This window comes from Halomonas sp. AOP27-A1-41 (assembly GCF_052378605.1).
GTDB lineage: Bacteria > Pseudomonadota > Gammaproteobacteria > Pseudomonadales > Halomonadaceae > Vreelandella > Vreelandella citrativorans.
In genome coordinates this window covers 61,735-76,627 of the sequence record NZ_JBQSXT010000014.1, presented here as the reverse complement: position 1 = coordinate 76,627, position 14,893 = coordinate 61,735, and the positions used below count along the sequence as shown (strand labels likewise).

Genomic DNA, 14,893 nt, shown 5'->3' with positions numbered 1-14,893 from the left:
GTTTTGGCTGGAGAGTACCCATGACCCGACTTAATAATCACAATCTGGGCAATTTAAACGGCGATGTTGCCATACCATGCTATGAGCGTGCGAAGCTTACTCCTGGCATTGTGCATGTCGGCGTGGGCGGTTTTCATCGGGCTCATCAGGCCATGTACCTTGATGAGCTGATGCAGCAAGGGCTGGCGCTTGATTGGGGTATCGTGGGCGTTGGCGTTATGCAGGGTGATAAACGCATGCAGCAGGCGCTTGCCGCGCAGGATTACCTTTACACTCTGGTGGTGAAGCATCCTAACGGGCAGTACGCGCCTCGGGTTATCGGCAGCATGGTCAATTACCTGTTTGCCCCGGAAGACGCAGAGGCGGTCATTGAGCAGATGGCCGACCCGGCCATTCGGGTTGTGTCACTCACCGTGACGGAAGGAGGCTATAACTTTCATTCGGTGACGGGCGAATTTAACCTGGAAAATCCCCAAGTGCGTGAGGATCTTGCGCACCCTGAAAAGCCCTCCACCAGTTTTGGCCTGATTGTCGAGGCGCTGGTACGCCGCCGTGAGCGCGGCATTGCTCCGTTTACCGTCATGTCGTGTGACAACATTCAGGGCAATGGCGACGTGGCCAAGCGCATGTTCACCGCCTATGCCCGTGCCCGCGATAGCCAACTGGGCGAGTGGCTTGCGTCAGAGGTTGCGTTTCCCAACGCCATGGTCGACCGCATCACTCCCGTTACCGCACAGGCGGATATTGACGAACTGTCTCAGCGCTTTGGGGTAGAAGACGCTTGGCCGGTCGTATGCGAGCCGTTTACGCAGTGGGTGCTGGAAGATCACTTCCCGCTGGGCCGTCCGCCGTTTGAGCAGGTAGGCGTGCAGGTGGTCGAGGATGTTGAGCCCTACGAGTTAATGAAGCTGCGGCTTTTAAATGCCAGCCATCAGGCGCTCACCTACTTTGGCTATTTAGCGGGCTATCGCTATGCCCACGAAGTTTGCCAGGACCCCTTGTTTGTGGATTTTCTGCTCGGCTATATGCGTGAAGAGGGCTCGCCCACGTTGGCGCCTGTGCCCGGTGTCGACCTGGAAGCTTACCGCTTAACGCTGATTGAACGGTTTGCCAACCCCGAAATTAAGGATACGCTAGCGCGGCTGTGTGCCGAAAGTTCAGACCGTATTCCCAAGTGGCTGGTGCCGGTGATCCATCATCAGTTGGCTCACGGAGGCGAGATCAAGCGCAGCGCAGCGGTAGTGGCCAGCTGGGCACGCTACGCTGAAGGAGTCGATGAGCAGGGCGAGCCCATCGAGATTGTAGATCGCTTAAAGGAAACGCTGACCGCAATCGCCGCTGAAAACCGTACCCGGCCCAGTGCGTTTATCGACAATCGTGAGCTGTTCGGCGATCTGGTCGACCATCCGCGCTTTTATGAGGCTTATGTCCAAACGCTTAATTCGCTGCATAAGCACGGCGCACGGGCTACGCTTGAGGCGCTTGTGGCATCCAAAGGAACGCTGTGATGTATATTGGTGTGGATTGCGGTACCCAGAGTACCAAGGTCGTAGTGGTTGATGTGGAGCGCGGCGTTATCCTGGGCGAGGCAAGCCGCCCGCATCGGCTGGATGAAGGTGAAAATGGCCGCCGTGAACAGGCGCCCTCTGAATGGTTAGCGGCTTTAAAAGGTGCCTTTTTTAGTGCCCTGGAGCGCGCTGGGGTCAATGCCTCACAGATTCGCGGTATCGGTGTGTCAGGTCAGCAGCATGGCATGGTGGCATTGGATGCTGATGGTGTGCCGGTTTACCCCGCCAAACTATGGTGCGATACCGAAACCAGCGCCCAAAACAGTGATCTTGTCGCCCGCTTGGGCGGTGAAACAGGGTGCCTGGAAAAATTGGGGCTGGTGCTACAGACCGGCTATACCGCCTCTAAAATCGCCTGGCTGCGCGAGCATCAGCCGGACGCCTACCGGCGCATCGATAGTCTGTTATTGCCCCACGATTACCTGAATTTTTGGCTGACTGGCGAGCGTGTGACCGAAGCGGGCGATGCCTCGGGCACCGGCTATTTTGATACCCGCACGCGGTGCTGGCAGTTGGAGGTGTTTGCTGAAATAGCCCCTGAGCTTGACCCGCAACGCGTACTGCCACGCTTGTTGGAAGCTCATGAACCGGCAGGGATGGTGCGCCCACTGATTGCCCGCGAGCTGGGGCTTGGCGATAACGTGGTGGTCTCTTCAGGCGGCGGCGACAACATGCTGGGGGCGATTGGTACCGGCAATATCACCCCAGGCCTGATAACTCTTAGCCTGGGTACCTCGGGCACCGTTTGCGCTTATTCGCCTGAGCCTATTCTCTGCGATAACGCCATGGTGGCTAATTTCTGCTCAAGTACCGGCGGGTGGCTGCCGCTTATCTGCACCATGAACGTGACTTCGGCCACCACGCGGATACGTGAACTGTTTGGTTTGGATTTAACAACGTTTAGCGACCTGGTGGCTAGCGCCCCGGTAGGTGCTGAGGGCGTTACCGTGCTGCCGTTTTTCAACGGCGAGCGCGTACCCATGCTGCCGGAGGCGTCGGCTGATTTTCTAGGTTTGAACAGTATCAATACCCACCAGGCAAACCTGTGCCGTGCGGTGGTTGAAGGGGCTACCTTCGGGCTGCGCTATGGGCTTGAATTACTGGGCGATTTAACCGCAGGCGCCAGCCAAATCCGGCTGATCGGCGGCGGGGCCAATAGCCCGGTATGGCGGCAGATGGTGGCCGATATTACGGGCACGGAAGTAATATGCCCTGAGATTACCGATGCCGCTGCGCTAGGTGCGGCCATTCAAGCTGCATGGTGTGATCAACGTGCACAGGGCGTAACGCTTGACGCGTTATGTAACCGCCTCGTTCATCTTGATGCGCAATCGCTTGCAGAGCCCAATCTTGCGCGTGTTGAAGCGTACCAAGAGGTCTATGCGCGCTATACACAAGCGCTAAAGCAGCGCCATCAAAACGTATAGCGGCTTATAACATTTTCAAAAAATCGACGTGCACAGGGGTTAGCAGGCACACTGGGGGAATACTATCCAGCGGAGACGGCGATGGATGCTACCCTGCGAAGGCTACTCGACGCCCAGACCATACGGCCAACCGGTGAATTAACGCCGCTTGGCGGTGGAGACAGCGCGGCGGTATATGCACTTGAAACCTGCCAGGGGCAGGTGGTCGTCAAGCATGACAAGGCCGAGCGCTTGCGCGGGGAAGCGGAAGGGCTACGTGCCCTTAGAGGAGCCTGCAAAACGCTTATTGTGCCGGACGTGCTAGGCTTGGATGAAGAGTGGTTGCTGCTTGAGTCGTTAAACACCCAGCCCAGCGGGCCTACCAGTGACACCCTCTTGGGTGAAGGGCTGCGTGAGCTGCATAGCGCTATTGGTGAAGCCCACGGCTGGCATGAGGATAATGCCTGTGGGCAAACGCCACAATCCAACACGTTGCATAAGGACGGGCGCGTTTTTCAGCGCGAGCGACGCCTATTCCCGCTTAGTGATGCCTGCTTTCAACACGGCTTGATTGATCATGCACTACGCGCCCGCATCGAACACATTGCTTATCAGCTTGAAGAGTGGCTGCCAGAGGCGCCCGCAAGCCTTTTGCATGGTGACTTATGGTCGGGCAACGTATTGATCACTACCCGTGGCCCTGCCTTGATCGACCCTGCTGTTTATCGTCATTATCCCGATGTGGATATTGCCATGCTGACGCTGTTTGGTTCGCCGGGCAGCGGCTTTTTTGATGCCTACTGGGAGGGCAATGCCCCGGCTGATTGGTTGAGGCGTGAGGCGCTGTTTCAGCTGTACCCGCTGCTTAATCATTTACTGCTTTTTGGAGCGACCTATCGCACCGGTATTGAGCAGCGCGTAGCTCTACTTGAAACCTGCGCTCACTAAGCTGAAAGCGAAGTGGCGGTAGATAGCAGTAATAGATGTAGCAAAAGAAGTAGTAATAGAAGAATTACCCACTAAAGTACAAACAATAAAATATAAACAAAGGGGCGGGGCGATAGCGTGAAGAATAGCAGAGAAGCAGTGCTGAAAATCCTGGCGTCATGCTTTGGTCTAGGCTAACCGGATGAGGCTTGATAAGCTCTTTGTTCATACAATTTGCTAGACTTCAAGTCTAGCATACATACATGAATGTAACTATAATGCCATCTTCCATAAATAGTTTACTAATAGCATTCCCATCGTTGACACCTAGAGGCACCACCATGCGACTGGCAAACTGGGCAGTCAATGCCCCTTTACGACCCTTATTACTAGCCGTTTTCACTGCGTCTATTGCGCTGCCTGCTCAGGCGGCAGACCTGATAACGGTCGCGCGTGAAGCGCTGAGCAATAACGCCACGCTAAATTCAGCTCGTGCTCAGTACTCTGGGGTCGAAGCCGGTCGGGATGTTGCGAGAGGCGCGCTGCTGCCGCAGGTGAATGCATCAGGCAATGTGGCGCACCATGAACAATTTGAAAGTCAGTCAACGCGCACCACACCGGGCGCCGGAGGGGGAGCTGGTGTTGGAGGGGGAGATGATCGCTATAACAGCGTATCGCTGACCCTGGAAGCCACTCAAATGCTGTTTGATGAAGTGGCGCGCCAGCAATTCAATCAGGCTGATCGCGAAATCGACCAGCAGTTCTACCTGTTGGCTGCGACCGAACAACAGCTGCTTTTTGATGTTGTTAACGCCTATTTCGATATCCTTCGTGCGCATGATGTACTGACCACCCGACAGGCCCAGGAGCGTGCTATTGAACGCCAGCTGGAGCAGGCCAGTGAGCAGTTTGAAGTGGGTTTGATTGCCATTACTGACGTCGAAGAAGCACGCTCAAGCTATGATCAGTCGCGTGCTAATCGGCTCGCCGCTGAGAGCAACCTGCAGGTGGCTTTTGAGGTGCTTGAGCAGTTAACCGGTCAGCGTTACCCGAACATCAACGCGCTAGGCGATGCGATGCCGGTGGTGAAGCCTTCAAGCAATCGTGACTACTGGGTTGAACAAGCGATTGAGCTTAATCCTCAAGTCCTTGCTCAGCAGGCGGGCATCGAAATTTCACGCGTGGGTGTTGATATTGCCCGTGCCGGTCGCCTGCCCACGTTCCAGGCATTCGCCAACTATCAACATGCCGATAATGATCGCGATGCGGTTAGCGGTTATGACGCCTCCGGTCAGGTCGGGATATCGGCCAATCTGCCTATTTATACCGGTGGCAGTACCAGTGCGAGTATCCGCCAAGGCACTTACCAGTTGGAAAGTACGCAGTACGAGTTTGAGTCTCAGCGCCGCACTACGATCCAGCAAGTACGCTCGCTCTACACCCAGGTCAGCAATAACGTTGAAACGGTAGAAGCGCGTCAGCAAACTATCGTATCAGCGCGCAGTGCGCTGGAAGCCACGCAGGTAGGGTATGAAGTCGGCACACGTAATATCGTCGATGTGCTGAATGCCGAGCAGAATTATTACGACGCCATTGCTGATTATGCTGAGTCACGTTACGACTATGTCGTTAACTTCCTTGGGTTGCGCCAGCAGGCAGGGTTGTTGGATGTACCGGCGATCGAAGAAGTGAATGCCTGGCTAACGGATGATCAGGTGACCTTTGCAATACCTGATACCGATGGTGACAGCTATGAGCGTGCCATGAATATTGGTGCGCCACCGACGCTGGATCGTTGATCACAACGAACCGTCGGCGTTTTTAAAACACGGCTTTATGAGTCGTCTGCATTTGAATAAAGCGCCATTGGACACCAGGGCAGCCGCCAGCGCCGTCAATCAACGTTTTGAAAAGATCAAGGGAACCCACGCATGAGAAAAATGATTCACTCACGCCGAGCGAGTCTAGTAACGCTGATTGCCGCGCTAGTGTTGACGGCCTGTGGCCAGGACCAATCGCAAGAGCAGCAGGCCGAGCAGCCAGAGGCTCCGCCTCATAAGGTGGAAGTGACGGAAGCCGTACGTCAGGATATTCCGTTAAATAAATCGTACCCTTCGTTACTGCGTAGCGATAGTGAAGTGACGCTGGTGGCACGTGTTAACGGTTATCTTGAAGAGCGCCACTTCCAGCCTGGCCAATTGGTGGAAGAGGGTGATTCGCTGTATACCATTGAGCCTGACCTTTACCAGTCAACGGTTAACCAGCGTGAAGCTGACCTGCAAAGTGCCCGTGCCGAGTTATCCCGCGCTCAGCGTGATGCCCAGCGCTTTGAGCAGTTGCTCAGCCAAAATTCTGTAAGCCGCCAGCAGTATGACCAGGCGCAGGCAGACCAGCGTGTGGCACAAGCCAATGTTGCCCAAGCTGAGGCTGCACTACGCAGTGCTAACCTGGACCTTGGCTATTCAAATGTAACGGCCCCTGTGTCAGGCATGATCAGCTTGAGCCAGGTTAACGTTGGCAACCTGGTTACGCCAGGAACTGAGCTTGCCACTATCACCCCGCTGGACCCGCTTGAAGTGCGTTTTCAACTGCCTCAGCGTGATGCCTTTGAGCTACGCCGCCAGTTGCGTGAAGAGGGCGACTCGTCCATTACCGCGCTGTTAAGCGTGCCCGGCGTAAGCGGTGCCAGCGGGTCTGAACTTGAAGGTCAGCTCGACTTCCTGGGCTCCCGCGTGGATGCCGGTACCAGTACCGTTCAGGCGTCTGCCAGCTTTGCTAATCCGGATGGCGCTATCTTGCCCGGCCAATTTGTGCGCGTACGCCTTGATGGTCTGCGCCGTTTTAACGTAATGGCTGTACCTGAAATTGCGGTCACCCAAGGCTTAATGGGCCCTCGCGTGTTTGTCCTGGATGAAAATGACCAGGCGCGCGAGCGTACGGTGCAATTAGGCGAAGTCGCTGGCCCTTGGCAGATCATTGTTGACGGCCTTGAAGAGGGCGACCGTGTGATTGTGGGCGACCCAGCAGGTATTGAGCCTGGTATGGCCATTGACCCGCAGCCGTTTGATGGCGACGCCGATGAAGTAGTTGAGCGTGTTGAAGAGGCTGACGCTCAGGAGCAACAAGAGCAAGCCGCTGCCGCTTCCCAAATGACAGAGGGTGCTGGTGATGTGCCTGCAGGGGAAGAGGAAGAGGGTACTCAATAATGAATTTCTCCAACTTCTTTATCAGCCGGCCGATTTTCGCCACGGTACTTGCGATTATCCTCACGCTGATAGGTGCCATGGCCATGCGGATACTGCCCATTGAGCAGTATCCAAGTGTGGTGCCGCCCACCGTATCTGTACAGGCTCAATTCCCAGGCGCTGACGCTGAGACGGTCGCCCAGACGGTCGCTGCACCGCTGGCTGAGGCGATTAACGGCGTAGAGAACATGCTTTACATGACCTCTAACAGCGCTGATAACGGCATTATGAGCTTGAGTGTGGCGTTTGATATCGGCACTGATGGTGATATCAACACTATTAACGTGAATAACCGTGTTCAGGGGGCGCTTTCTCAGCTGCCCGAGCAGGTTCAGGCTCAGGGCGTTAACGTTTCACTGCGCTCTGACTCGATCCTTATGTTGATCGCCCTAACGTCCCCGAACGGCGATTACAACAACGTGTATATGCAGAACTACGCCACGCTTAATATCCTCGATGACCTACGCCAGGTGCCTGGCGTAGGTAATGCCGAGGTGCTGGGGGGTGGTGAGTTTGCCATGCGTATCTGGATGGACCCTGACAAGCTGGCGCAATACGACCTCACGCCGAGTGAGGTAGCTAATGCTATCCGTTCACAAAATACCGAAATCCCTGCCGGTAATTTAGCCGCCACGCCGCAAGGTAGCCCGCGCGCTTATACGTATACCATCACTGCCGGTGGCCGTTTATCGGATACGGATGATTTCCGTAATATCTATTTGCGCACTAACCCTGATGGCTCATCGCTACGCCTGGAAGATGTGGCACGCATTGAGTTGGGCGCATCATTCTACGGCATTGATGCACAGCTTAATGGTTCAACGATGACGCCGATCATCATCAACCAGCAGCCGGGCGCCAACGCGCTGGCCACGGCTGATGCCGTGCGTGAAACCATGGCAGATCTGTCCAACCGTTTCCCACCAGGGCTTGAGTATGTTACGCCGTACGACACCACGCAGTTTATCGATGCGTCGGTAGAAACGGTATTGCATACCTTTATTGAAGCCTTCCTGATCGTTATCGTGATCCTGTTTATCTTCCTGCAGAACTGGCGCTTTACCGTGATTGCCATGTCGGTGGTGCCGGTGTCGGTGATTGGTACCTTTGCAGGCTTTTACCTGTTTGATTTTTCTATCAACCTGCTAACGCTATTCGCCCTGGTGCTCTCAATCGGGATAGTGGTGGATGATGCGATACTGGTGGTGGAGAACGTTGAGCGTGTATTAGGCGAAGATGACGAGGTTACCGTTAGAGAAGCAACGATTCGTGCCATGCGCGAGGTTGGCGGGCCAGTTATTGCCACTTCACTGATCATGGCCGCTGTTTTCGTACCGGTTGCGTTTATGGGCGGCTTTACTGGGCAGATCTATCAGCAGTTCGCGATTACTGTCGCGATCTCGGTAGCGCTGTCAGCGCTAATGGCGTTGACGTTTACACCGGCGCTGTCTGCCATCTTCATCAAGCATAATTTGCACCATTCGCGCCAGTCAGCTTTCAAGCGGGCGATTACTACACCTCTGCGTCTATTTGATCGCTTGTTTGCAGGTATCACCGCGGTTTATATGTGGTTTGTGGTGCGCCTGGTACGCTTTTGGGTGCTCGCCTTGGCGCTAACGATCGCAACCGGTGCCGGCTCCTACTGGTTGTACGCCAATACGCCCTCAACATTGGTGCCGGAAACCGACCAGGGCATCGTGCTGGTCAGCGTGTCGCTACCCGATGCCGCCTCGCTTGACCGTACCGAGAATTACATGGCAAAGCTTAGCTCCGCTATTGAGGATATTCCCGGGGTGCAATACTCCTCGGCAATAGCGGGCTACGATATTCTTGCAGGCTCGGTCAATACGGCGCGCGGGATTATCTTTGTCAATATGGTGCCCTGGGGAGACCGTGATCTAACGGCAGCGAGCCTGGTGGGGCAAATTATGCAACTGGGGGCCAGTATTGATGGCGGTACTGCCATGGCCTTTAACGTACCGCCGATTATGGGGCTTTCTACCACCGGCGGGTTCACCGGCTATCTGCAGTCGTTTGACGGCGCCTCACCTCGCGAGCTTTACGAAGCCTCACTACAGATTATGGGCGCGGCGAATCAGCACCCAGCGTTAAATCAGGTCTTTACCACCTTTAACGTGAACGTGCCTTCCTACCGAGCTGAAATCGACCAGCAGAAAGCGCTTAGCTATGGCGTGGCACTGGAGAATATCAACTCGGCGTTATCCAACACCTTTGGTAATGGCTTTGTGAACTTCTTTAGTTACCAAAACCGTAACTTCCAGGTGTATCTACAAAACGAGGATCAATTCCGTAAAACGCCTGACGACTTAAATAGTGTCTTCGTGCGGGGTGGCAATGGCGAGCGTATCCCGCTCTCTGAGTTTGTCACGCTGGAGCGTCAGGTAGGTCCATCGGTCGTATCACGCTTTGGCGTGTACACCGGCGCGCAGTTCCAGGGCGGCGCCGCGCCTGGCTATAGCTCTACCCAAGCCATTGAAGCCATGAATGAAGTCGTCATGGATACGCTCGGGCCTAACTGGGGCATGGGCTGGACCGGTACGGCTTACCAGGAAGCAAACATGGGTAATACAGCGATGCTTGCCATTGTGTTTGGTATCTTGATGGTCTTCCTGATCCTGGCGGCCCAGTATGAAAGCTGGTCGTTGCCCTTGGCGGTACTTACCGCAACGCCGTTTGCCTTCCTGGGCGGGATTGGAGGCATCGCGTTGCGAGGCCTGGATACCAGTGTGTATGTGCAGATTGGTATGTTGGTGGTCGTGGGGCTTGCGGCGAAGAACGCTATCTTGATCGTGGAATTTGCCGAACTGCAGCGTAAAGAGCAGGGCAAAACGATTCGCGAAGCCGCGATTACGGCCGCTGAGCTGCGTTTCCGTCCTATCGTCATGACATCGCTTGCGTTTATTTTTGGTACCTTGCCACTGGCCTTGGCGACCGGCGCCAGCGATGTAAGTAGCCACCATATCGGGACAACCGTTGCGGTGGGCATGGCCTCTGTGGCCGTTTTGGGAAGCGTGTTTATTCCCAGCTTCTACGCCATGATCGCCACTGTGTCCGACTGGCTCTATCGTAAACGTCATCCGGATTACGATAACCAGAAACCGGCACTGGAGCACGACCAGCCGTAACCGCGTTTCACCACTAATAAGCGGGCACTACCGAAAGGGAGTGCCCGTTTTTTTATGCTGTAATGATTCGCATCAAGGCAGCCAAGGGCAAAAAAGAATAGTTTGGACTATGCTAAAAGAGACCACACGTTTTTAGCCTGGACCCATCATATACGCCCAGGCGGAAACAGCACCGGACGAAATGTCTGGAGGAGGACACGCCATGCAACCTGTTATTTCTGCTGCGCTACAGTTTCCAACCATTGTGTTTACGTTTCTAATGGGGCTGTTAGCGCTGTATTGGATGTTGGTGCTGCTTCGAATAGCCCCTCTTGAGTTATTTGAGCGCGACAGCCTGCGCGATGATCACATGGCCAGTACGCTGGTGTCGTTAGGGTTTGCAGGTGTGCCGGCGACGCTTGCGCTGACGTTTCTTGTCGTGATTGCGGGGAGTTTGGCATTAGCGGTAGAGCTTTTAGTGTTGCGTTGGCTATCGCTGGGCATGTTGCGCGTGCCGGTAGGCGTGCTGATCCTGTGGGTATCCTTTGCTGTTGCTTCACCCATTGCCGCCGTCTTATGCCATCGCTTACACCGGGGCTTGCATCGCTATCAGCCCTTTACGCGGCGCTGCCTGTTGGGTTCGACGGTTATCGTGTCCGGGCGTCAGGGCGATGGATTTGCCATGGCAGTGATTGAAGATGAGCCTAATAGCCATGTCAGGCTGCACTGTAAAGAAGGAGATTGCCCACAAGAGGGCGAGCGTCGCGTTCTGGTGAAATACCTCGCTGGTGAGAGCGCTTATCGCAGCGTAATGGAACAAACCTATCTGGATACTCGGGTACGTTTAAATAAGTTGCGTCTTCGCTATCACCACCAAGGTGAAGGCTACTCAACCTAACGTTATTAGCGATTAACGTTCACTACTCGCATCCGCGCCGCCACTGCCTTGTTAGCCATTGCCTTATGGATGACATGTCTGTGGCGGTGCAGCTTTACCCAACGGTGCTGAATGCTTGCCACTAATCACCACAATGGTGGGTCATCCCAGTAGAGGCAGGTTGCTGCATTGCAGCGGATGGCATGGATTAGCGTTGCATAATGCGTATCAATGTATCAATCAGTTCGCCGCCGCGTTGGTGTATGGAGAACGCATCCGGTGTGCGTAGCCAGTCGTGGAAAAGGCCTCCCAGTGCCGACTGCAACATGCGCGTCGCGACCTCTGGCGTTACATCTTCACGCAGCAACTGCTGATGCTCCGCTTCTTTAAACACGATCAGCATTTCTGAATAACACTCTTCACCAATATCATCCTGCATGGCAAGTGGGTTGATATCGCTAAAAAACTCGCAGCGGTGGAGCAAAATGGAAAGAATCCGCTGGTGAGAAGGTTGCTCAAGACGCGCCAGACCTGCATGGCAGGCAAGCCGGATGGCTTCCATTGGAGAGATAGTTTCATCGGCCTTGCTGACAGCTTCCATTAGCGACTGGAACGGCATATGTACGCGCTCCACCAGTGCCATAAATAGGTCGCCCTTGTTTTTAAAATGCCAGTAGACCGCGCCACGGGTTAATCCCGCGTGGCGGGCAACCTGCTCAAGAGATGTACGTGCAACACCCTTTGCAAAAAATACCTCTTCGGCGGCATCCAGCAATGCTTCTCGGGTAGCAGCGGCTTCCGCTTTGGTCTTTCTCGCCATGGAAACGCAACCTCATTAATGACACAAGATGAACATATTTTATCCGATATGGTGTAATTTTTACATTCAAAACTGTATGGATAGATGATTAAACGCATGGCTTGTGTTATCAAAACCTCATGTCTCGAAACCGCTGGGGCTCACTGCGTGCGGTAGGCGCATCGCCATGCCCTCATTAATGCCATTTGCTTAGTGGTTAATCACGCTGAAAAAAAGGAGACTCAGGATGGCGCGAGCACCTTTTCAACTTGCCGGGCACACCATACCGCCTGGCCAACGTTCCCAAATTGATGTGCCGGTGGCGCGTCTTTATACCCATACACCCCTGCATATTACGGTCGAAGTGGTACACGGACGTAAAGAGGGGCCCGTTATACTGGTGTGTGGTGGCATTCACGGGGATGAGATCAATGGCGTTGAAATTGTACGTCGCTTATTACGCTCAAAGGCCATCAAAAGCCTAAGAGGTACCTTGATTGCCGTGCCGGTGGTTAACGTTTTTGGTTTCCTGCAGCAAACGCGCTACCTGCCTGACCGGCGCGATCTCAACCGCTGTTTCCCGGGCAGTGAAAATGGCTCCCTCGGGGGGCGAATCGCGGCGCTATTTTGCGAGCAGATTGTCGATCAGGCGACGCATATTATTGATCTTCACACCGGCGCAATTCATCGCACGAACCTTCCCCAAATACGCGCGCAGTTAAGCCCAGGCAGCGAAACCGAGCGCATGGCCGATGCCTTCGGCGCGCCGGTGATTCTGAATGCAGAGCTGCGCGAAGGTAGCCTGCGTCACTATGCACAAACGCGTGGCATTCCGGTACTGACTTATGAGGCGGGGGAAGCGCTGCGCTTTGATGAGTGGGCCATTGCCCCCGGTGTGCGCGGCGTACTGCGTGTAATGCGCCGCCTGGATATGCTGACCGGCGAACAGCGGCGCCGCTCGCCAGCGCCTGCCGAGCTTGCCAATGGGTCCAGTTGGGCGCGTGCACCTATCGACGGTATTTTAAGGCCCGAAGTGCGCCTGGGCGCGCGTGTCGCCAAGGGGGAAGTGCTCGGTATAGTGGCCGACCCATTTGGCAATCAAGAAAGCGAGGTCAAGTCGATGGCCGATGGCATTGTGATTGGCATGAGCCGTCTGCCGTTAGCCAATGAAGGTGAGGCGCTTTATCACATTGCTCGTTTTGATGAGATAGAAGAAGCCGAAACGGCGATTGAGAGCTTTCAATCAAGCCTGACACCGCCCCCGGACGCGCTCTATTAATGTTTGATAAGCGCCATAAAAAAGCTTATTAGCGCAATAGCCAAGCAGTACATGAGATAGCTGGCGGGAAGCAGTTCCTTTGACTATACCTATGAGGGAGTAGTTATCCTAAATTAAAAATAATAAGCACAAAGGTATGATTTGTTTTTATAAAGCGGTGCCTTGAGTGCCGTGCGAGCCGTGACATGGAGGAAAAGCGATGACGAGCGATAAACCCAAGTATACGACGACAGGGGCTGGCATTCCGGTATCCAGCGATGAACACTCTCTTTCGGTAGCCCGGATGGCCCGATTGTACTGCACGATCATTTTCTGATGGAGCAAATGGCGGCTTTCAACCGCGAGATGATCCCCGACCGCCAACCACATGCCAAGGGTAGCGGCGCTTTTGGCCACTTTGAAGTCACCCATGATGTCAGCAAGTACACCAAAGCCAAGTTTCTGAAAAAAGGCACAAAAACAGACGTACTCATTCGCTTCTCAACGGTCGCAGGGGAAAGCGGCAGCCCGGATACTTGGCGTGATCCACGCGGGTTTGCGGTGAAGTTCTATACCGAAGAGGGCAACTTCGACATGGTGGGTAACAATACCCCTGTGTTCTTTGTCCGCGATCCGATGAAGTTCCAGCACTTTATCCACTCGCAAAAGCGCCGCGCCGATAACGGCCTGCGTGACCACGATATGCAGTGGGATTTCTGGACGCTGGTGCCGGAGTCCGCCCACCAGGTGGCCTGGCTAATGGGCGACCGCGGCGTGCCCGCTACGTGGCGGCACATGAACGGTTACTCCAGCCATACCTATATGTGGGTGAACGAGGAAGGTGAGCGGTTCTGGGTAAAGTACCACTTCAAAACCGACCAGGGCATCAAGTGCATGACCCAGGAGCAGGCCGACCAGATGGCCGGTAGCGATGCGGATTACCACCGCCGTGACCTGTTTGAAGCCATCAAACGCGGCGAGTATCCCACCTGGACACTGCAGATGCAGATCATGCCCTTCGAGGACGCCAAAACGTATCGCTATAACCCCTTTGACCTTACCAAGGTGTGGCCCCACGCCGACTATCCGCTGATGGAAGTGGGCAAGCTAACCCTTAATGAAAACCCCTCTGACTTCCATAGCCAAATCAATCAGGCTGCCTTCGAGCCTAACAACATGGTGCCGGGCACTGGGCTTTCACCCGACAAGATGCTGCTGGCGCGCTCAATCTCCTATGCCGATGCGCACCGGGCTCGCTTGGGTGTGAACTACAAGCATATCCCGGTGAATACGCCCAAGTGCCCGGTCAATAGCTATACCCAGGGCGGGGCGATGCGGGTGCATAACGCAACGGACCCAGTATATGCGCCGAACAGCAAGGGCGGCCCCAAAGCCGATGGCGAGCGCTTCCCGGAAGATGCCGTATGGGCGACCAGCGGTGAGCTTGTACGTACTGCCTACACGCCGCGTAAAGACGATGACGACTGGAGCCAACCGCATACGTTGGTGCGTGAAGTAATGGATGACGCCGCACGTGACCGGCTGGTATCCAACGTGGTGGGGCACTTGTCGGGTGGCGTAACAGAGCCAGTACTGGGGCGTGCCTTCGAGTACTGGCGTAATATCGACCAGGAAGTTGGTGAGCGTATCGAAAAAGGCGTACGCGGCAACTAAACCCGCAAACGTGG

Annotated in this window: 9 protein-coding genes and 1 pseudogene; 9 read left to right on the top strand and 1 reads right to left on the bottom strand. The window is 54.9% G+C overall.

All coding sequences use genetic code 11. The features are described from left to right. Positions 1-20: 20 nt before the first annotated feature. The 7 genes from ACT3TC_RS10920 to ACT3TC_RS10890 all read left to right on the top strand — a co-directional run bounded on the left by ACT3TC_RS10920 (position 21) and on the right by ACT3TC_RS10890 (position 11,169). The gene (locus tag ACT3TC_RS10920; RefSeq protein ID WP_444640093.1) at positions 21-1,508 is read left to right on the top strand and encodes a mannitol dehydrogenase family protein; all 1,488 of its coding nucleotides are present in this window, start codon (positions 21-23) and stop codon (positions 1,506-1,508) included. Beyond that, entirely contained in the window at positions 1,508-2,995 is a 1,488-nt protein-coding gene (gene xylB / locus ACT3TC_RS10915; RefSeq protein WP_444640092.1) for a xylulokinase, read from the top strand. The genes ACT3TC_RS10920 and xylB overlap by 1 nt, the downstream gene beginning before the upstream one ends. Before the next feature lie 81 nt (positions 2,996-3,076). Continuing rightward, entirely contained in the window at positions 3,077-3,922 is an 846-nt protein-coding gene (locus ACT3TC_RS10910; protein ID WP_444640091.1) for a fructosamine kinase family protein, read from the top strand. A gap of 320 nt (positions 3,923-4,242) precedes the next feature. Then, positions 4,243-5,700 carry a TolC family outer membrane protein gene (locus ACT3TC_RS10905; RefSeq protein WP_444640090.1) on the top strand — a complete coding sequence of 486 codons (1,458 nt, stop codon included), beginning with the start codon at positions 4,243-4,245 and terminating at the stop codon, positions 5,698-5,700. A 132-nt stretch (positions 5,701-5,832) separates the two neighbouring features. Further along, the gene (locus ACT3TC_RS10900; protein WP_444640088.1) at positions 5,833-7,107 is read left to right on the top strand and encodes an efflux RND transporter periplasmic adaptor subunit; all 1,275 of its coding nucleotides are present in this window, start codon (positions 5,833-5,835) and stop codon (positions 7,105-7,107) included. Next, on the top strand, positions 7,107-10,292 hold the full coding sequence (locus ACT3TC_RS10895) for an efflux RND transporter permease subunit (protein ID WP_444640086.1): 3,186 nt from the start codon (positions 7,107-7,109) through the stop codon (positions 10,290-10,292). Before ACT3TC_RS10900 ends, ACT3TC_RS10895 begins: the two co-directional genes overlap by 1 nt. A gap of 202 nt (positions 10,293-10,494) precedes the next feature. Next, positions 10,495-11,169 carry a hypothetical protein gene (locus ACT3TC_RS10890; protein ID WP_444640084.1) on the top strand — a complete coding sequence of 225 codons (675 nt, stop codon included), beginning with the start codon at positions 10,495-10,497 and terminating at the stop codon, positions 11,167-11,169. Positions 11,170-11,356: 187 nt separating this feature from the next. Here the strand turns inward: ACT3TC_RS10890 and ACT3TC_RS10885 are convergent, their stop codons facing one another. Beyond that, a complete protein-coding gene (locus ACT3TC_RS10885) occupies positions 11,357-11,968 on the bottom strand; it encodes a TetR family transcriptional regulator (protein ID WP_441679396.1) in 612 nt (203 codons plus the stop codon). A 226-nt stretch (positions 11,969-12,194) separates the two neighbouring features. Here ACT3TC_RS10885 and ACT3TC_RS10880 point away from each other — a divergent pair, with 226 nt between their 5' ends. Continuing rightward, positions 12,195-13,226: a succinylglutamate desuccinylase/aspartoacylase family protein gene (locus ACT3TC_RS10880; protein ID WP_444640082.1), complete on the top strand. Its 1,032-nt coding sequence runs from the start codon at positions 12,195-12,197 to the stop codon at positions 13,224-13,226. A gap of 199 nt (positions 13,227-13,425) precedes the next feature. Beyond that, positions 13,426-14,879: pseudogene (locus ACT3TC_RS10875) on the top strand (catalase). Positions 14,880-14,893 lie beyond the last annotated feature (14 nt).